Raw genomic sequence first — 19,618 nt, 5'->3', positions numbered from 1 at the left:
GGGTGGCCCCGCTCCCGCCGGATGCGAGCTCGCAAGGCGAAAGTACGACCGTGCCCCCTGCCGAGGCAAGGGGCACGGTGGACGTTATTTTCCGTTTTGTGAAATACCTGCCGGAATTACGGCATGCGCTCGTAGGCGGGGAGCGTCAGGAAGTCGACGTAGTCGTCGGCGAGCGCGACCTCGGTGAACAGCTCGGTGGCCTGCGTGAACAGGTTCTCGTCGAAGCTTTGGCCCAGGGACTCCCGGATGGTCGCCAGCTCCTCGTCGATGATCTGCTTGACCAGGTCGACGGTGACCTTGGGGCCGTCGTCGAGGGTGATGTCGTTGTGCAGCCACTGCCAGATCTGGGAGCGCGAGATCTCGGCGGTCGCGGCGTCCTCCATCAGGTTGTGGATGGCCACCGCGCCGTTGCCGCCCATCCACGACGCCAGGTACTGCAGGGCGACGTTGATGTTGCCGCGCAGGCCGGCGAGGGTGACGCCGCCCGGGGTGCGGCTGACGGCGAGCAGGTCGGCGGCGGAGACCTCCACCTCGGGGCGCTGCTTGTCGAGCTGGTTCGGACGCTCGCCCAGGACGCCGTCGAAGATCTCCATGGCGACCGGGACCAGGTCGGGGTGGGCCACCCAGGAGCCGTCGAAGCCGTCGCCGGACTCGCGGGACTTGTCGTCGCGGACCTTGGCGAAGGCGACCTTGTTGACCTCCTCGTCCCTGCGGGAGGGGATGAAGGCCGCCATGCCCCCGATGGCGTGCGCGCCGCGCTTGTGGCAGGTCTTGACCAGCAGCTCGGTGTAGGCCCGCATCATCGGCGCGGTCATGGTGACGGCGTTGCGCTCGGGGAGCAGGAAGCCGCGGCCGCGGGTGCGGTGGACCTTGATGATGCTGAACAGGTAGTCCCAGCGGCCCGCGTTGAGCCCGGCGGAGTGCTCACGCAGCTCGTAGAGGATCTCCTCCATCTCGAACGCGGCCGGGATGGTCTCGATCAGGCAGGTGGCGCGGATGGTGCCGCGCGCGATCCCCAGGCGCTCCTGGGCCAGGACGAAGATGTCGTTCCACAGACGGGCCTCGAGGTGGCTCTCCATCTTGGGCAGGTAGAAGTAGGGGCCCCTGCCCTTGTCGATCTGGCGCTGGGCGCAGTGGAAGAAGTAGAGCGCGAAGTCGACGATGCCGCCGCTGACGCGCTTGCCGTCCACGAGGATGTGCTTCTCGTCCAGGTGCCAGCCGCGCGGGCGCACGACGATGGTGGCGAGCTCGTCGTCCTCCCTCAGCGCGTAGGTCTTGCCCTGGGGCGAGGTGAAGTCGATCCTGCGGTCGAGCGCGTCGCGCAGGTTGAGTTGCCCACCGATCATGTTCTCCCACAGCGGGGTGTTGGCGTCCTCGAAGTCGGCCAGCCACACCTTGGCGCCGGAGTTGAGCGCGTTGATGGTCATCTTGCGGTCGGTGGGGCCGGTGATCTCGACCCGCCGGTCCGTGATGCCCGGGGCGGGCGGGGCGACCCGCCAGCTGTCATCCTCGCGGATGTGCTTGGTCTCGGGGAGGAAGTCGAGGTCGGCCCCCGCCGAGATCTGCTCCTGGCGGGCCTCGCGCGCGGCGAGGAGCTCCTGGCGGCGTCCCTCGAAGGTGCGGTGCAGCTCGGCGACGAGGGCGAGGGCGTCCTCGGTGAGGATCTCGTCGAACCGTTCGTGGAGGGGGCCGGTGACTTCGACCCCGTGCGTGGCGCCCATGGAAAACCTTCCGCAATACGAAACTAGCTTCTGGTATGTGGAAATGAAGGTACCGCCCGGTCGGTCAGGCGGTCAACGTCGCGTGTGTCTCACGTGACCGGGAAGTTTCCCGGTATGGGAAGACCCTAAGAACTTCTCAGTTCAAGTTCCGTGATTCTTGGCCGAAGGCGGCAAGGATTGGCTCCGGCTCCGCGCGCGGTACCGTACTCCGCCGCGCGCCCTGCGATAATTCAGGTGCCCCGGCGGAGACGAGGTGTCACCATCGACCCGGCAGGGCACCGCCACGGCCCGGCCACGGGAAGAATCACGGTGGCGATCGCGTTGACCCACCTGGAGGGATATGAATACAGCTGACACCCGCGGAAGCGCCCGTCACGGCCACGAGGCCGAGGACGCGTTCCGCGAGGCGATCACCGTCGGGGACGGGGTCAACGCAACAGACGCGTCCCGCGAGGCCCAGGCCACCGGCGGCGACCGCTACGACGACCCGAACAACGTCCCCGACCAGGGCGAGATGGAACTCGCCGAGCGTCACGCGCTGCGACGCGTACAGGGACTTTCCACCGAGCTCACCGACGTCACCGAGGTCGAGTACCGCTCCCTGCGGCTGGAGCGCGTCGTCCTCATCGGCGTGTGGACCAACGGCACCCAGGCCGAGGCCGACAACTCGCTCGTCGAGCTGGCGGCCCTGTCCGAGACCGCGGGCGCCCTCGTACTGGAGGGCCTCACCCAGCGCCGCTCCAAGCCCGACCCCGCCACCTACGTCGGCAAGGGCAAGGCCGCCGAGCTGCACGACATCGTCGAGGCCACCGGCGCCGACACCGTGATCTGCGACGGGGAGCTCACCCCGGGCCAGCTGCGCCAGCTGGAGGACGTCGTCAAGGTCAAGGTGATCGACCGTACCGCCCTGATCCTGGACATCTTCGCCCAGCACGCGCGCAGCAGCGAGGGCAAGGCCCAGGTCGAACTCGCCCAGCTCAACTACCTGCTGCCGCGGCTGCGCGGCTGGGGTGACTCCCTGTCCCGACAGGCGGGCGGCTCCGGCGGTGGCGGTGCGGGCGGCGGCGTGGGCCTGCGCGGTCCCGGTGAGACCAAGATCGAGACCGACCGCCGGCGCATCAACGACAAGATGGCCAAGCTGCGCCGCCAGCTCGCCCACATGCGCACCGCGCGCGAGGTCAAGCGCGACGTCCGGCGCACCCGCGAGGTGCCCTCCGTGGCCATCGCCGGGTACACCAACGCGGGCAAGTCGAGCCTGCTCAACCGGCTGACCGGCGCCGGCGTCCTGGTGGAGAACGCCCTGTTCGCCACCCTGGACCCGACCGTCCGCCAGGCGCGCACGCCCGACGGCCGCGGATTCACGCTCAGCGACACCGTCGGCTTCGTCCGGCACCTGCCGCACCAGCTGGTGGAGGCCTTCCGCTCCACCCTGGAGGAGGTCGCCGACTCCGACCTGGTCCTGCACGTGGTCGACGGGTCCCACCCCGACCCCGAGAGCCAGATCAGCGCGGTCCGCGAGGTGTTCGCCGACATCGAGGCCGGCGACGTGCCCGAGCTCATCGTGGTCAACAAGGTGGACGCCGCCGACCCCGACGTGCTCAGGACGCTGCGCACCCGCTACCCGGACATGGTCGAGGTCTCGGCCCGCACCGGGGAGGGTGTGCCCGAACTGGTGGAGGCGCTGGCCGACGCGCTGCCCGAGCTGGCGCACGAGGTCCGCGCGCTCGTCCCCTACTCCCGGGGCGACCTCGTCGCGCGGGTGTACGAGGAGGGGCGCATCCTGAGCGAGGAGCACACCGCCGAGGGCACGGCGCTCCACGCCTTCGTCCCCGAGCTGCTCGCCGCCAGGCTGAACGAGTACACGCCCAGCGCGGTCTGAGGACCGCGCGGCACGCCGCGCACCGTGACGGCCGAGGGCCGGGGCGCTCCGAGAGGGGCGCCCCGGCCCTCGGCCGTGTCCGAAGGACCGCCGCGCTTGCCCCAGGCGTGTCACGCGCGTGCCGCCGGGGCGCCTCCGCGCCCCGGTACGGGCGTCCGTGGTGCGTGTCACTCCGGCCACTCGCGAATTCTGCTCCGGTACATTCGCATTCGTCCCCAGGGAAGGTGTACACGGAGTCCGCGGATGGACTACGGTTTTGGAGCACTGGCCGTCAGTGGCCGCTGTCCCGGCGACAGCCGACACTCCCCCACTGTCCGGCACCGCGGCGGCCGTCCGGCCGCCCCCACCGGCTCTGTCGGACCGCTCCAGATACGAGGTCGCCATGCCAGTCCGTGTATCCCACGACCGCGTCCCCCGGCCACAGCTGCGGATCTGACCGGCGAGGACGGGCGACCCCATGGCGGTAGTACTCCTCAGCAACATCGGACGGCTGTGGACCGGGAACGAGCTGCTCACCAAGGCCGCGCTCCTGATGGACGACGACCGCGTGGCCTGGCTGGGCCCCGCCGCCGAGCTGCCCCAGCGCATTCCGGGCGTGGTGGAGGACCTCACCGACGTCGACGACGTCGTCAACATCGGCGGCGGCATGATCACCCCGGGCCTGGTCGACGCCCACTGCCACCCGGTGTACGCGGGCGACCGCTACGCCGAGGTCAACATGTGGGCCAAGGGCGCGTCCAAGGGGGACATCTTCGCGGCGGGCGGCGGTGTCTCCACGACCGTGACCATCACACGGGGTACCGACCCGTGGACCCTGTGCAACGCGGTCCGCGAGCGGCTCCGGCACTGGGTGCTGACCGGCAGCACCACCGTGGAGGCCAAGACCGGCTACCACCTGACCAGGGACGGGGAACTGGCCGACGTGCGCCTGCTGCGCTCCCTGGAGGAGGAGCCGGGCATGCCGCGCCTGCACGTCACCTTCTTCCCCGCGCACGGGGTGCCGCCCGAGTTCTTCGGACGCCCCCGGGAGTACGTGGCCACCGCGGCCTCCTGGCTCAGCGACGCCGCCCTGGCCGGCGCCGACGGGGTGGACGTGTACTGCGACAACCAGCAGTTCACCACCGAGGACGCCCACATGCTGCTGGGCGTGGGCCAGTCGGTGGGGCTGCGCACCACGCTGCACGCCTGCTCCCGGCCCCGGCACGGCGCCGTGCGCATGGCCACCGAGATGGGCTGCTCGTCGGTGGACCTGCTGCACGAGACCGACGAGGAGGACGTCCTGGCGCTGGCCGCCACACGCACTCCGGTGGTGGCCTGTCCGACCACCTCGCTGCACGAGCGCCGCACCCCGCCGGTGCGGACCCTGCTCGACCACGGGGTGCCGATCGGCCTGGGCACCGACCACAACCCCGGACAGTCCGGGACGATGTCGATGCCGCTGGTGATCTCGCTGGCCATCTCCATGTTCGAGATGACGGTCCAGGAGGCGCTGCACGCCGCCACGGTGGGCAGCGCCCGCGCCCTGGGCCTGGGCGACCGCGGTGTGCTCGCGCCCGGCAGCCTGGCCGACCTGGTCCAGTGGGACGCCGACCACGAGGGGGCGTTCGCCTGGTCGATGGGCCTGAACACCCTGCGCGTGTGGCAGGGCGGCCGGACCATCCGCTGAGGCAGAGTGCTTTCCGGGGGCCGCTTCGCTCCGCCCGCCACCACCCTCGAACGACGCCCGCGGTGCATACTCGCCGGCGGCACGTCGATGCCTCCCAAATCCTGCCGACGCCCGAACCAGCCCCCGTCCGAGGGGCCGCCGCTCAACCTCTGGCGCGGGCCCGGGCGATCTCGATCACGGCACGCTCCAGCGCGTACTCGGGGTCGCGTCCGGCACCCTTGATGAGCGCGTCGGTCTCGGCGATCACCGCCATGGCCCGGGTGACCCCCGCCGGGCTCCACCCGCGGGCCTGCTGGCGCAGGGTGCGCAGCTTCCACGGCGGCACCTTGGCCCGCTTGGCCAGCTCCGCCTCGGAGACGCCGCGCGGCGGCTGGGCGGCCACGGCGATCCCGCGCACCGCACCGGCCAGGGCGCTGTTGATCAGCACCGGAGCGGTGCCCACCGCCAGCGACCAGCGCAGCTGCTCCAGTGCCTCGGGCAGGCGGCCCTCCACGGCGCGGTCGGCCACCGTGAACCCGGAGGCCTCCGCCCTGCCGGAGTGGTAGCGGGCCACCGCGGCGGCGTCCACCCGGCCCTCGGTATCGGCGACCAGCTGGGTGCAGGCCGCCGCGATCTCGCGCAGCTCACTGCCGACCGAGTCCACCAGCGCCTGCGCGGCGTCGGCGGTGATCTGGCGCCCGGCCCGGGAGAACTCGCTCCTGACGAAGGCCACCCGCTCGGCGGGCTTGCTCGGCCCCTTGCAGTCCACCCGCTGGGCGCCCGCCTTGACCGCGGCCTGCAGCAGCGCCTTGCCCTTGTTGCCGCCCGCGTGCGTGAGCACGAGGTTGACGTCGTCGGCGGGGTCCTTGAGGTAGTCGGTGACGGTCGCCGCCAGGTCCTTGGTCAGGTCCTGGGACGAGCGCAGCACCACCACCCGCCGGTCGCCGAACAGCGAGGGCGAGGTGACCTCGACGAGCGTGGACATCCCCACCTGGGCGGGCACCAGGTCGTGGACGTCCACCTCGGGGTCGGCCTCGCGGACCGCCGCGACGACGGAGGCGACGGCCCGGTCGACGAGGAGTTCCTCGTCCCCGACGATGATCGTGAGCAGGGCGGGTGCAGGCATACAACAGAGCATGCCACGCCCCGCCGACCGACCGGGCGCACAGAGCGCGTCCGGCGGGCGCGCACCGTCGCGCGACGGGCGGTGCGGGGAGGACGCCTCCGCCGCGCGGGACCGGGTCCGCGCACCACGGCCGCACCCGGCCCGGAACCGCTGCCGTCCAGCACCGCCACGTCCCCGTCCCGGTCGGTGCGCAGGTTCACCCGCGCCACCCGCTCCAGCGTCCTCCACGTGAACGGCGCCGGATGCCCGTAGGTGTTGTCCGCACCGACGGAGGTCACCGACACCACCGGGTCCACGGCTTCCAGGAAGGCCGGCTCCTGGGTGCCCGCCCCGTGGTGCGGGACGGTCAGGACGGTCACCGGCAGCAGGTCCGCGTCCGGCCCCCGCAGCAGGCTCCGCTGCGCCTCCTCCTCGATGTCGCCCGTCAGCAGCACCGACAGGGCCGCCCCGTCCGCCCGCACCACCACCGAGGCGTCGTTCACCGAACCCGAGAAGCCCGGACCCGGCCACAGCACGCGCAGCATCCACGGCCCCACCCTCAGCCGCTGTCCGCGCTCGGCCGCCAACAGTTCCACACCGGCCCCGGCGAGCAGCCGGCCGGTGGCGCTGTCGCCGAACCCCGGTGGGGCCAGCGCGGTGTGCACCCGCCGGTGCCGCAGCACTCCGGAGGTGCCGTCCACGTGGTCGGCGTGGTCGTGGCTCAGGAGCAGCAGCGGGACCTCGCGCACCCCCAGGCGTTCCAGGCAGGCGTCGACCACCTCCGGGTCCTCGCCGGTGTCGGAGACGACCGCCGAGCCCCGGCCCGCCGACAGCACGAACGCGCTGCCCTGGCCGACGTCGCACGCCACCAGCGCCCACCCCGGCGGCGGCCAGCCGCCCGGCACGCACCTGGCGGCCAGGGCCAGGACCAGCACGGCCGCCACGACGGCGGCGACCACGCGGCGGAACCGCCCGTGCGTGAACACCAGCACCGCCAGCACGGCGGCCAGGAACAGGCCCCCCGCCACGTCGGAGCGCCACGGCAGCGCGCCGTGGGGGATCCGGGTCCCGGCCTGGGCCACCGCCGCGATCCACGACACCCCCAGCCCGGGGAGGTGCACCGCCACCGCCGCCGCGTCCGGCCACACCGCGGCCAGGGCCGCCACCGCCGACCCCGCCACGGTCACCGCCGCGACCACCGGGGCGGCCAGCACGTTCGCCGGGACCGCCACCCACGACAGCTCGCCCGACAGCAGGACCAGCACGGGGGAGACCGCCACCTGGGCGGCCACCGCCACGGCGAGGGCCTCCGCCACCGGGCGCGGCAGGCGCCCCGACCACGCCCGTGTCCACGGCGGTACCAGCAGCAGGATGCCCGCGGTCGCCAGCGCCGACAGCGCGAACCCGAAGGAGGCGGCCAGCCCCGGGGCGACGAACAGCACCCCGACCACGGTGACGCTCAGCGCGCCGAGCGCCGCATGGGCGCGTCCGGTGGCGATGGCCAGCAACCCCAGCGATCCCATGAACGCGGCGCGCACCACACTCGGCTCCGGCCGGCACACCAGGACGAACACCCAGATCATCGCCGCGCCTCCCAGGACCGAGCACCACGGAGGGGCCCGCACCAGCCTGGCCGCCGCCAGCACCAGACCCGTCAGAACCGCCAGGTTGGCCCCGCTGACGGTCAGCAGGTGCGTCATCCCCGTCGCCCGGAAGTCCTCGGCGGTCTCCGGAGGCACCAGGGACACGTCGCCGACGACCAGTGCCGGAAGGAGCCCGCGCACGGGCTGGGGCAGCACGGAGGCGGCCTCGCGCAGCCGCGCCCGCACCCGCCCGGCCAGGGCCTGGGACCGACCGGGTGAGCCCACCTCCTCGGGCGGTCCGCGCACCAGGACCAGCGCGGCGGTGAGCGGGTCGTCCTCGGTGTCCAGGAAGACGCCCCGCGCCCGGAAGGACTGGCCGGGCAGCAGTTCGTGCCAGCCCCCGCCCGAGGCCAGGACCACCACCGGTGCCCGGGAGGCACGGACCCCGTCCCCCGTCCGCACCCACGAGGTCCTGGCCCCGACCACCCACTCCGCCCGCCCCGGCCGGGGCGTTCCCGACCGCGAACCCGGATCGGCGCTCACGACCGCCCCGAACTCCGTCTCGCGCCGGTGCTCCGACGCCTCCAGGGCCGCGCTCCCGGCCACCCGGTGCACGTGGACGCCGGCCACCGCCGCCACCGTGGCCGCGCAGGCCAGCGACGCCACGACGGTGAGCGCCACCGCCTCCAGCGGCGGGCGGGCCACCGCGAACAGGACGAGTGCGGCGCACCCCGCCGCCCCGCCGAACGCCCAGGCCGTCCACGGCGGCACGGCCAGCGCCGCCAGCGCGGCGAGCCAGGCCGCCACCGCCGGTACCAGGAGCCGGAGGTCGGGTGGCCGGTCCAGTCCGTAGGCGTCCGTTCCCAGCCACGTCACCACCGCCCGGTCACCCCACCGTCACGTGGGCCGCGAGGCTGTCGAGCACCTTCTCGCCGATCTTGCTCACGTTGAGGAGTTCGTCGACACTGCCGAAGGGGCCGTGCTCCTCCCGGTAGGCGATGATGTTGTCGGCGATCACCGGGCCGACGCCCGGCAGGGTCTCCAGCAGAGCCCTGTCGGCCTGGTTGATGTTCACCGGCCCGCCGACCCCCTGCGCCCCGGCCCCGGATCCGCCGGCGGGAGGGGGGACGCCCACCAGGACCTGCTCGCCGTCGACCAGCGGACGCGCCAGGTTGAGCAGGTCGAGGTCGGCCCCCGAGAGCGCGCCGCCGGCCTTCTCCACCGCGTCGGCGACCCGCGACCCCGGGGGCAGCGTGTACAGTCCCGGGTCCTCCACCTCACCGCCCACGTGCACGACCAGGTCCTCCTGCGCAGCCGCGGCCTCCGGCGCCGAGGAGTCCTCCGTCGCCTCGGAGGCGCCACCGCCCTCCCCGGCAGGAGGGTCGGCGGCCGCGGCCCGGGTGACCATCTCCGGCGCGGGAACCGTGGTCGGCCGGTCGTGCAGTGCCAGCACCAGCGCGACGGCCAGCGCCCCCAGCACGACCAGGGCGAGCACCGCACGGCGGGACAGCACCGCGTTGGGCGCCCACCGCCGGGCCAGCCGCTCCAGGAGCGAGTCCGGCTCCGGGCCGAACTCCGTGTACCCCGACGGGGAACGCTCCGGGCGCCGGTGGCGCCCCTCTGCCGGATCGCGCCACGGGTCCGGGCCGGTCTTCCGGGACGACCCGTCTGCGGTGGGCTCGTCCGGCTTGCGGGCGGACCTTTCCGGTTCGGTGTCGGAGAACGGGGGCGGCAGCAGGCCGCCCGGGTCGCGCCCGGGCCACGCGCCGGGGGCGGCGGAGGACTCCCCGGGGGCGGGGCGGGCGTCGTGGGGCCGGGTGCGGGTTTCGTCGGGGGAGGGGGCCGTGCGGTCCCGTGCGCGGGCCTCGTCGGACCGGGTGCGGTCCTCGGTGGAGGGTCGCCCACCGCGGCCTTGGGTGTTGCTCCCCGGTGAGGGCCGGATCGCGCGGCCGGGAACGGCGGCCTCCTCGGGCCGGGCACCGCGGCCCCGGAGGAGCGCGCCCGGGGAGCGGGCTCCGTGGTCCCGGGGCGGGGCGCCCCCGGAGTCCGGGGGCCGGTACGGGGTCCGCGCGGTCACGGCGTAGGGCGCGCTCGGGATCGGCGGGCCGCCGGGAGGCGGCGCGGACTCCGTCGGCGGCCGGGGGATACGCGCGCGCAGACGCCGGGCGGCGGGGGAGGCGTCCAGGGTGAGCGCGCGGAGTCGGTCCTGCTGGTCGGGCACGGGGGAGCGGCGCCGGGAACGGCGCTGAGCGGTCATAAGGCTACGTTAGGAAGCCGGGAACGCCGTGTCAGCAGTCGATCGCGGGCTGTGGACAACCTATGGCGTCGGTGCTCCGAGCCGGACGGAAAAAGAACCCCGGTCCGGTGACGAGCACCGGGCCGGGGCCTGCGAGGTCGTTCCTCAGGCGGACTGCAGCTCGTGCAGACGCTTGGCGATCGCGCTCTTGCGGTTCGCGGCCTGGTTCTTGTGGATGACGCCCTTGCTGGCCGCCTTGTCCAGCGCACGCGCGGCGGTGCGCTGCGTGACGGTGGCCTTCTCGACGTCCCCGGCCTCGGCAGCTTCGCGGAACTTGCGGATGGCCGTCTTCAGCGAGGAGCGCACCGACTGGTTGCGGACACGAGCCTTCTCGTTCTGCCGAATGCGCTTCTTCTGCGACTTGATGTTCGCCATGCGAAAACGTGCTCCAAGTTAATCTGATCATCGCGCCGGTCGGACCAGCGGCTCAGCTCGCGGGCAGCCGTTCCGCGAGAGGCCAGCATGGGTACCGGCGCCGGGTGTGTGAGTCCACGGGGCTCAAAATTCGAACGTGGAAGTCCGAGACACGGACTTCCAGTATGCCTCACACGAGGCACCGCTCGGACCCGCACGGGGCGCACACGTGCCCTTGCGGGAGCCCGTACGGCCCCCGGGGCGCGCCCGCCGCACCCTCAGGAGAGCAGCCATCCCGTGGTGTAGGCGGCCACGTCCTTCTCGGTCGCCTCGTCACCGAGGTAGAACGCCACCCCCACGGTCATCCCCTCCGGCGGCTCCGCCCTGGTCACCCCCAACCGGACGGCGGCCAGCGCGGTCACCAGCGACTCCTCCGGGTCCTGCGGCGCCCACTCGCCGCCGCCGTGCGTGGGCAGCCCGAACCGCACGGCCACGTCCTCGCGCCCGCGCAGGGCGGTCACCGCCTCGGTCACCTGCCGGACCATGAACCCGCCGTACAGCGCGTCCCCGGGCATCCCGGCGCCCACGCCCGGCAGCACCACCTCGTCCGCGTGCTCGGCCACCCGCGCCAGATACCCCTTGGACCAGTACTTCTCCTCGCGCTCCATGAGGAAGGACGGCACCCGCCCGCCCGGCACCAGCTCCACGTGGTGGGACTGCACCGACAGGACCGGGCCCTCGCCCAGCTCATCGCGCACCATCGACACCAGCGTGGGGATCGACGGGTCGTTCACGGTCACCGGCCGGATCTCCAGGTGCACCCCCGCGAACCCGTCCGCGGCCACCTCGGCCACCGCCGGGGCGAGCGCCTCGCGGGCCTCCTCGCCGAGCCGGTCCCGAACCAGCGAGGACCCGCTCTCCACGTGCCGCAGCCACGCCAGCGCGCGCACGTCCGGGTACTCCTGCTCCAACCAGGACAGCAGCGTTCCGGTGTCCTCCACGCGCTCGACGGCGCCCCCGGAGTCGATGTCGCCCGCGTACACGTACACCGTGTCCACCCCGCCGGTGCCGAGAACCCGCTCCAGGGCGCCGGTGTCCTCCCACGAGCCCACCCACGCCGCGTCGGCGCCCCGGGAGGAGGCCCACGGCGCAGGCTCCCCCGAGAACTGGTGGGCGAGCAGGCCCCCCGCTCCCACCACCACGACCGCGACCGCGGCCACACCGGCCAGCAGTCGTGTCAACAGCCACTTCACCCGCCCGCTCCTCCCACGTCCGAGTCCTGAGCGCCGCACGCTCCGATGCGGCCCGTTCCCGGCGCCGGGTCGCATAATCTGGACACGAGTCCCACGCCCGCGCCCCATACTGCCGCACAGAGCGCGGCCGTCCCAGGGGAGGACGACCCGGCCGCCGTGGGATGATGGACGATGCCGTTGGCCCACGCCGCGGCGGGGCGGCGGCGCCGTGAGGCGCGCACGACCCGGACCCAACCTGTGAACGGAGCACGGTGGCACAGCCGAACTGGACCGATCCCGCGCTGATCCGCAACTTCTGCATCATCGCGCACATCGACCATGGCAAGTCGACGCTGGCCGACCGGATGCTCCAGATCACCGGGGTCGTCGAGGACCGCCAGATGCGCGCCCAGTACCTGGACCGCATGGACATCGAGCGCGAGCGCGGCATCACCATCAAGTCGCAGGCCGTGCGGATCCCCTTCACGGCGCTCGACGACCAGACCTACACGCTCGACCTCATCGACACCCCCGGCCACGTCGACTTCACCTACGAGGTCTCGCGCTCCCTGGCCGCGTGCGAGGGCGCCATCCTGCTGGTGGACGCCGCGCAGGGCATCGAGGCGCAGACCCTGGCGAACCTGTACATGGCGCTGGAGAACGACCTCACCATCATCCCGGTGCTCAACAAGATCGACCTCCCGGCCGCGCAGCCGGAGAAGTACGCCGAGGAGCTCGCCGGGATCATCGGCTGCGAGCCCTCCGACGTGCTCAAGGTCAGCGCCAAGACCGGCGAGGGCGTCGAGGAGCTGCTCAACGAGATCGTCAACCAGATCCCGCCGCCCGTCGGCGACGCCGACGCCCCGGCCCGCGCGATGATCTTCGACTCGGTCTACGACACCTACCGCGGAGTGGTGACCTACGTCCGTGTCGTGGACGGCAACCTCAGCCCGCGCGAGCGCATCCAGATGATGTCCACCCGCGCCTCGCACGAGATCCTGGAGATCGGCGTGAGCTCGCCCGAGCCCACCAAGTGCGACGGCCTGGGCGTGGGCGAGGTCGGCTACATCATCACCGGGGTCAAGGACGTGCGCCAGTCCAAGGTCGGTGACACCATCACCACCCTGGCCAAGCCCGCCACCGAGATGCTCGCGGGCTACCAGGAGCCCAAGCCCATGGTGTTCTCGGGCCTGTACCCGATCGAGGGCACCGACTACCCGGTGCTGCGCGACGCCCTGGAGAAGCTCCAGCTCAACGACGCCTCCCTGGCCTTCGAGCCGGAGACCTCCGCCGCGCTGGGCTTCGGCTTCCGCTGCGGCTTCCTCGGCCTGCTCCACCTGGAGATCACCCGGGCCCGCCTGGAGCGCGAGTTCAACCTCGACCTCATCTCCACCGCACCCAACGTGATCTACCGCGTGGAGATGGAGGACGGCGAGGAGCACACGGTCACCAACCCCAGCGAGTTTCCGTCCGGGAAGATCGCCGCGATCTACGAGCCGATGGTCAAGGGCACGCTGCTCAGCCCCGCCGACCACATCGGCCAGATCATGGAGCTGTGCCAGGAGCGGCGGGGCGAGCTCCAGGGCATGGACTACCTGTCCGAGGACCGCGTGGAGATGCGCTACGTGCTGCCCATGGCCGAGATCGTCTTCGACTTCTTCGACCACCTCAAGTCCCGCACCAAGGGCTACGCCTCCCTGGACTACGAGCCCATCGGCGAGAAGCTCTCCGACCTGGTCAAGGTCGACATCCTGCTCCAGGGCGAGGCGGTCGACGCCTTCTCCGCGATCGTGCACCGGGACAAGGCCTACACCTACGGCGTGGAGATGACCAAGAAGCTGCGCGAGCTCATCCCCCGGCAGCAGTTCGAGGTGCCCGTCCAGGCGGCCATCGGCGCCCGGGTGATCGCCCGCGAGAACATCCGCGCCATCCGCAAGGACGTGCTCGCCAAGTGCTACGGCGGTGACATCAGCCGTAAGCGCAAGCTGCTGGAGAGGCAGAAGGAGGGCAAGAAGCGGATGAAGATGGTCGGCCGGGTCGAGGTACCCCAGGAGGCCTTCATCTCCGCCCTGTCCACCGACGGCGGCGGTGCCGAGGACAAGAAGAAGAAGTAGTCTGCGCTTTTTGCGTGCTCGCAGGCCCGCCCGTCACCCTCCACCACCCTCAACGGTCGGCCTTCGGCCGTGGTTCTTCACGAAGGGCTCGGGGCGCCAAGAACCGGGATCCGGGTTTCGGGGAACACAGCGTCGTCGCCTACGCCTGACGCCCGTGCCCACGCCGTCGCCCGCCACCACCCTCGACGGACGCCTGCGGCGCAGTACCCATCGCGGCTCGGCTCCTCCTGCAGAACCCGGTACGCCCCTCGCGGAACCCCCTGGGGTATCTGCCGGCTCGGAACGGCGGAGGAGGGGCGCCCCGCCGGGGCGCCCCTCCCACGTTCCCACGGCCGCCTCAGCCCTTGACCGCTCCCGCGGTCAGGCCCTCGGTGATGTAGCGCTGGAGGAACCAGAACACCGCCAGGGTGGGCAGGGACAGCATGATGGCGCCCACCGCGAACATGCCGAAGTTCGCGTTGCGCTGCGAGGCCACCAGTTGGTACAGCCCCAGGCCCAGCGTCTTGGCGTCGGTGTCGCGCAGGAACACGCTCGCCAGCAGGAACTCGTTGATGGTGGCGATGAACACCAGCAGGGCCACGATCGCCAGCACCGGCGTGACCAGCGGCAGCATGATCCGGAAGAAGACCTGCGCGTGCGAGGCGCCGTCCATCTGCGCGGACTCGTCCAGCTCCTTGGGCACGGTGTCGAAGAAGCCCTTCATCAGCCACGTGTTGATGCTCAGGGCGCCGCCCAGGTACACCAGCAGCAGCCCCCACCGGGTGTCGAAGCCGATCGCGGGATAGTAGTCGCCGATGTTGGAGAACATCAGGTAGATCGCCACGATCGCCAGGAACTGCGGGAACATCTGGATGACCAGCAGCCCGATCAACCCCACCCGGCGTCCCCGGAAGCGCATCCGGCTGAACGCGTACGCCGCCAGTGCCGAGAACAGCACCGTCACGGCGGCGTTGGTCACGGCGAAGAACAGCGAGTTCGCGTACCAGGTGGTGAACGGGGTGTTCTCGAACAGGTCGACGGCGTTGCCCAGGCTCGCCCCGGAGGGCCACAGCTGCGCGCTGGACAGGGTGCCCAGCGGGTTGAGCGCCGCCGACACCACGAACATCACCGGGAACAGGGCGAAGGCCACGGCCACCAGCATCACCAGATGCCGCCATCCGTTCCTCCGGGCCCACAGGCTCAGACGGACTCCGGTGCCGCGCCGGTAGGGCGCGCGTACCGTGCCGGGGGTGTCGACCGCCATCAGTCCACCTCCTTGAGGGCACTGCTCCTGCGCAGGCTGACCACGGACATCACCGACACGATCAGGAAGATCATCACCGACAGCGCCGCCGCGTACCCGTACTGGGCGGTGGCCTCGTTGAAGGCGAGCCGGTAGGTGTAGGTGATGAGCAGGTCCGTGGCGCCGGCCGTCGGGTTGTTCGGTGAGAACGGCCCGCCCTGGGTGATCAGCCACACCGCGTTGAAGTTGTTGAAGTTGAACGCGAACGTCGAGATCAGGATCGGCGTCATCGCGACCATCAGCAGCGGCAGGGTGACGTGCCGGAACGACTGCCAGGGTCCCGCTCCGTCGATCTGCGCCGCCTGGCCCAGCTCGCGCGGGATGGCCTGGAGGGCGCCGGTGGCCACCAGGAACATGTACGGGTAGCCCAGCCACACGTTGGCCAGGATCACCGCCGCCCGGGCCGACCACGCGTCCCCCAGCCAGTCCACCTCCAGGCCGAGCACCCGGTTGAACAGGCCGAAGTCGGTGTTGAACATGTCCCGCCACAGCAGGAACATCGCCAGCGAGCTCATCGCGTACGGCAGGACCACCAGGACCCGGTAGGCGACCTTGCCGCGCAGCCGGGGCACGTGCAGGGTGAGCGCGATCGCCAGCCCCAGCACGAACACCAGGAAGGTGACGGAGACGGCGAAGGCGATGTTCCACACCAGGATGGTGAAGAAGGAGGAGGCGAAGGTCGGGTTGAACAGGAAGCGGGCGAAGTTGTCGAAGCCCACGCCGACCTGCCAGCCCTGCGCCAGCCGCTCGCCGTCCTCGTTGTAGAAGGCGCCGCGTTCGTCGTCCGCGTGGTAGACCACCCCGGTCCGGGTGTCGGTCACGCAGTCGCACGCCTCGTCGTACACGCGGGTCGCCCTGCCCTCGAAGGCGGTGGACAGCCCGCTGGAGCGGATGCCCGTGCCCTCCCCGGTGGGCACCGCGAACTCCTGGAGCTCGTCGCTGCGCGCGTTGACCTGGGCGGGGGACAGGATCGTGTAACCGAAGGCCTCGGTCACCTTGCCCGAGGGCCCGACGGTCGCGCCGTCGAGCTCGCTGAGCCCCTCCTCGGTCCCGGCGTAGGTCCCGCCCCCGGCGTCGGTGAGCAGGAAGACCAGGTCGCCGCTCTCGGGAGCGCCGGTGGTGGCCACGGTCAGGGTGTACTCCTCGGCGTCCTCGGAACTGGTCACCGAGTACGCCTCGATGGAGGCGATGGCCTGCTCCTTGTCGCCCCGGTGGCCGTCGCTGAGGTTGGTCACCGAGGTGCTCATCGTGTAGAGCACCGGCAGGATCTGGAAGGCCACCAGGAACAGTACGCCCGGGAGCAGGTACTTGGCCGGGACGGCGCGCTTGGACAGGTAGACCCAGTAGACGAGTCCCACCACGGCGACGACCAGGCCGATACCCCACCAGTTGCCCCCCACGTACAGGGGCAGGACCGCCCACACGCCCAGGGCGGTGAACAGGCCCAGCAGTGCGATCTTGACGAGCTGCCCGCCGAGTGATCCGCTGCCGGCGAACCGGCCTCCTGGAAGGTGCGGACGGGCGGGCGCCCCCTGCCCGGAGGCGCCCGGTCCGTCGGCTCTCTTGGCTGCCACCACTACTCGCCGATCTGCTCGGCGATCGTGTTGTGGGCGCCCTCCATGGCCTCGCGGACGTCCTCACCGCCGATGATGGCGGCCTGCGCGATGCCGAGCGGCTCCCAGGTCTCGCCCATCTCCGGGATGGACGGCATGGGCATGCCCTCGGCGCCCGCCTCGCTGATCGCGGCGACGTTGGGGTCGTCGGCCGAGACCTTCTCCAGGGCCTCGGTCTGCACCGGCATGCGCGGGTCGGCCTCGTAGAGGCTGAGGACGAACTCGGTGTCGGTGACGTAGTTGGTCACGAACTCCTGGGCCAGGGCGCTGTTGGCGCTGCCCTCGGTGACGAAGAAACCCTGGTAGCCGATGTAGGGGCTGGCCGGCTCCTCACCCTCGAAGCCGGGGATGGGGCTGATCTCGTAGTCGATGCCCGACTCGTCGGCGTCGGCGATGTTCCACGGGCCGGCGACGAAGAAGGGGGCGTCGCCCTCGTAGAAGAGGGAGGCGTCGTTGTCGACGGTGATGGAGCGGCGCAGCACGCCCTCCCCGGCCTCTCCGTACTCGGCGATCTTCTCCATGGCCTCGACCGACTCGTCGGAGCCCACGCCCAGGTCGGCGGGGTCCCAGTCGCCCTCCTCGTCCTGGCCGAAGAGGTAGCCGCCCGCGGAGGTGAACAGGGCGTTCATCCGGTAGGGGTCTCCCTCCTGGCCCACGGCCATGGACAGGACCTCGCTGGTCTCACCGGAGTCCTTGAGCTCGGTGCCGACCTCGACCATCTCCTCGAAGGTCTCGGGGGCCTCCGGCGCCAGGTCGGCGTTGCGCATGAGGAAGATGTTCTCCTGCGAGTACGGCACGCCGAAGAGCTGTCCGTCGTAGTTGAGGGCCTGCAGCGAGGTCTCGTCCAGGCCGGCGGCGCGGTCCTGGGGAAGCTCGATGGGCTGGACGGCGCCGTTGCGCACCAGGTTGCCGGTCCAGTCGTGGGCGCCGATGAAGACGTCCGGGGCGTTCCCCGCCTGGTGGGCGTTGAGGAGGTCGCCCTGGATGTCGCCGAAGGCCAGGCCCTGGACGTCGACCTCGATGCCGTTGGCCTCGGCGAACTCGGCGGCGGCGGCCTTGATGGCGTCGGCGCGCTCGGGGTCGGACCAGATGACGAGGGTGCCCTCGGCCGCGTTCTCGCCGCCCTCGTCGGCGCCACCGCCGCCGCACGCGGTCGCCAGCAGCGTGATCGCGGCGATGCCGGTGATCACTGGTGCGCTGCGGAATCTCATGGTGTCTTCCTTCCGGGGGGCCGTACTGAGGAGGTCGCGCATGCTCTTCGTCGGCGGCCCCGGGCCGGGCATGCGTGGTGATGTGACGCTAGCAATAACTTGCAAGCTTTGAAAGACTTTGCGAAGCTCCTGCATAAAGATGTGGAAACGTAGCGGAAACGGGAGCGTGACATCCAGCGGTGCGTAGCGGCGTCGTGACGCCAGGCTGATCATCCGTGTGATGAACAGAAGTTTAGTAACACCATTGAACACACCATGACCGACTACTCGAACCCGGCCGTGATCTGCGCCTCCGCCGCGACCAGCGCCGTCGCCGGGTCCGCACCTCCGATGACGTCCGCGCCGGCCTGCCCGAACGGGCCCCACACCGCGTCCATCCCGGGGATCGCGGGCATCGGCAGACCGCCCTTTCCGGCTTGCTGAAAGGCTTTCAGGTCCGGGTCCCGCTCCGCGACCTCCTCCAGGGCCGCCAGGAGGGCCGGAACCCGCGGATCGGCGTCGTAGAGGGTCACCGACAGCTCCGGGTCGGCCGTGAAGCCGGCCGCGAACTCCTCCGCCAGTCCCGGGTCCGAGGAGCCCGAGGAGACGAAGAAGGCCTGCACGCCGATCAGCGGGCGGGCCGGACCGCCGTCGGCGAAGGGCGGCACCGGGCTGATCGCGTACGGCACCCCGGCCTCCTTGACCGCCGCCACACTCCACGGCCCCGTGACGAGGAACGGCGCCGCGCCCTCGGTGAACAGCAGGGTCGCGTTGGCCGCGTCCGTCTCCCGCGTCAGCACTCCCGACCCGGCCTCGCCCAGCCCGGCCAGCCGCTCGAAGGCCTCCACCGACTCCGGCGCCGCCACCCCCAGGTTCGAGGGGTCGGGATCGCCCGACTCGTCCTCGCCGAACAGGTAGCCGCCGGCGGAGGTGAACAGCGGGTGGAGGTGGTAGGCGTCGCCCTCCTGGCCGACCTGCAGGCTCAGCGCGCGCTCGGCCCGGCCCGCCCCCACCAGCGCCGTTCCGACCTCGACCAGCTCCTCGAAGGTCTCGGGGGCCTCCGGTACCAGGCCAGTGTCGCGCAGCAGGGCCACGTTCTCGGTGGCGTAGGGGACCCCGTACACGAGCCCCTCGTAGGTGAGGGCCTCCAGGGCGCCCGGCGTGAACGCGTCGGCGTCCTCCGCCCCCAGACCGACCGGGACGATCGCGCCCGCCTCGGCCAGCTCGCCGGTCCAGTCGTGCGGGCCCACCACCAGGTCGGGCCCCATGTCGCTGGTGTGCGTGCTCACGAAACTGGCGCGCAGCTCCTCGTGCTCGACCACGATCACCTCCATCCGGGTGCCGGAGGTGCGCGAGTAGGCCTCGGCGAAGGTCGTCAGCGCCACGGCGCGCCCGTCGTCGGCCCACACGGTCAGGACACGTTCGGACTGGTCGGGGCCGGAACCGGTGTCGGCGGAACAGGCGGTCAGGACGAGCAGGGCGCCGCAGGCGGCCGACAGCAGGGGCAGCGGGCGGGGGAGGGGGGACGGGTGAGACGAAGAGGGGGGATGGGACCTCAAGGCACGGCCTCCGGGGGATGCGGCGAGGCCCCGGCGTTCTCGGGG

The 19,618-nt window shown here is 71.8% G+C and carries 12 protein-coding genes and 1 pseudogene; 3 read left to right on the top strand and 10 right to left on the bottom strand.

Annotation, left to right across the window (positions count from 1 at the left end):
• Positions 1 to 116: 116 nt before the first annotated feature.
• A complete protein-coding gene (gene aceB / locus A6A08_RS11430; RefSeq protein WP_073702533.1) occupies positions 117 to 1,721 on the bottom strand; it encodes a malate synthase A in 1,605 nt (534 codons plus the stop codon).
• A gap of 340 nt (positions 1,722 to 2,061) precedes the next feature.
• Here aceB and hflX point away from each other — a divergent pair, with 340 nt between their 5' ends.
• Positions 2,062 to 3,600 (top strand): GTPase HflX, encoded by a 1,539-nt coding sequence (gene hflX / locus A6A08_RS11425; RefSeq protein WP_073702532.1) that lies wholly within the window; start codon positions 2,062 to 2,064, stop codon positions 3,598 to 3,600.
• A gap of 457 nt (positions 3,601 to 4,057) precedes the next feature.
• Positions 4,058 to 5,266 carry an amidohydrolase family protein gene (locus A6A08_RS11420; RefSeq protein ID WP_073702531.1) on the top strand — a complete coding sequence of 403 codons (1,209 nt, stop codon included), beginning with the start codon at positions 4,058 to 4,060 and terminating at the stop codon, positions 5,264 to 5,266.
• Positions 5,267 to 5,408: 142 nt separating this feature from the next.
• On the opposite strand, the gene holA is transcribed toward A6A08_RS11420, so the two are convergent.
• The 5 genes and pseudogenes from holA to A6A08_RS11395 form a co-directional block, all read right to left on the bottom strand.
• Positions 5,409 to 6,371 (bottom strand): DNA polymerase III subunit delta, encoded by a 963-nt coding sequence (holA, locus tag A6A08_RS11415; RefSeq protein ID WP_073702530.1) that lies wholly within the window; start codon positions 6,369 to 6,371, stop codon positions 5,409 to 5,411.
• A 101-nt stretch (positions 6,372 to 6,472) separates the two neighbouring features.
• Positions 6,473 to 8,812 (bottom strand): annotated as a pseudogene (locus A6A08_RS11410) (ComEC/Rec2 family competence protein); the annotation flags it as partial.
• A 7-nt stretch (positions 8,813 to 8,819) separates the two neighbouring features.
• Entirely contained in the window at positions 8,820 to 10,190 is a 1,371-nt protein-coding gene (locus tag A6A08_RS27055; protein WP_083609069.1) for a helix-hairpin-helix domain-containing protein, read from the bottom strand.
• A 144-nt stretch (positions 10,191 to 10,334) separates the two neighbouring features.
• Positions 10,335 to 10,604 carry a 30S ribosomal protein S20 gene (gene rpsT, locus A6A08_RS11400; protein WP_073702529.1) on the bottom strand — a complete coding sequence of 90 codons (270 nt, stop codon included), beginning with the start codon at positions 10,602 to 10,604 and terminating at the stop codon, positions 10,335 to 10,337.
• A gap of 257 nt (positions 10,605 to 10,861) precedes the next feature.
• Complete coding sequence (locus tag A6A08_RS11395; RefSeq protein WP_073702528.1) at positions 10,862 to 11,836, bottom strand: hypothetical protein; 975 nt, start codon at positions 11,834 to 11,836, stop codon at positions 10,862 to 10,864.
• A gap of 251 nt (positions 11,837 to 12,087) precedes the next feature.
• Between A6A08_RS11395 and lepA the strand changes: the two genes are divergently transcribed.
• Entirely contained in the window at positions 12,088 to 13,929 is a 1,842-nt protein-coding gene (gene lepA / locus A6A08_RS11390; protein WP_073702527.1) for a translation elongation factor 4, read from the top strand.
• 337 nt (positions 13,930 to 14,266) lie between these two features.
• Here the strand turns inward: lepA and A6A08_RS11385 are convergent, their stop codons facing one another.
• The 4 genes from A6A08_RS11385 to A6A08_RS11370 all read right to left on the bottom strand — a co-directional run bounded on the left by A6A08_RS11385 (position 14,267) and on the right by A6A08_RS11370 (position 19,573).
• Entirely contained in the window at positions 14,267 to 15,172 is a 906-nt protein-coding gene (locus A6A08_RS11385; protein ID WP_073702526.1) for a sugar ABC transporter permease, read from the bottom strand.
• Positions 15,172 to 16,785: an ABC transporter permease subunit gene (locus tag A6A08_RS11380; RefSeq protein WP_073702793.1), complete on the bottom strand. Its 1,614-nt coding sequence runs from the start codon at positions 16,783 to 16,785 to the stop codon at positions 15,172 to 15,174. The genes A6A08_RS11385 and A6A08_RS11380 overlap by 1 nt, the downstream gene beginning before the upstream one ends.
• A gap of 2 nt (positions 16,786 to 16,787) precedes the next feature.
• Entirely contained in the window at positions 16,788 to 18,035 is a 1,248-nt protein-coding gene (locus A6A08_RS11375; RefSeq protein ID WP_073702525.1) for an extracellular solute-binding protein, read from the bottom strand.
• Between the two features lie 263 nt (positions 18,036 to 18,298).
• The gene (locus tag A6A08_RS11370; protein WP_083609067.1) at positions 18,299 to 19,573 is read right to left on the bottom strand and encodes a maltose ABC transporter substrate-binding protein; all 1,275 of its coding nucleotides are present in this window, start codon (positions 19,571 to 19,573) and stop codon (positions 18,299 to 18,301) included.
• Between the last annotated feature and the right edge of the window lie 45 nt (positions 19,574 to 19,618).

The organism is Nocardiopsis sp. TSRI0078, from assembly GCF_001905145.1.
Classification (GTDB): domain Bacteria; phylum Actinomycetota; class Actinomycetes; order Streptosporangiales; family Streptosporangiaceae; genus Nocardiopsis.
The sequence above is the reverse complement of the archived record's forward strand: the minus strand, read 5'-3'. Positions and strand labels throughout refer to the sequence as shown.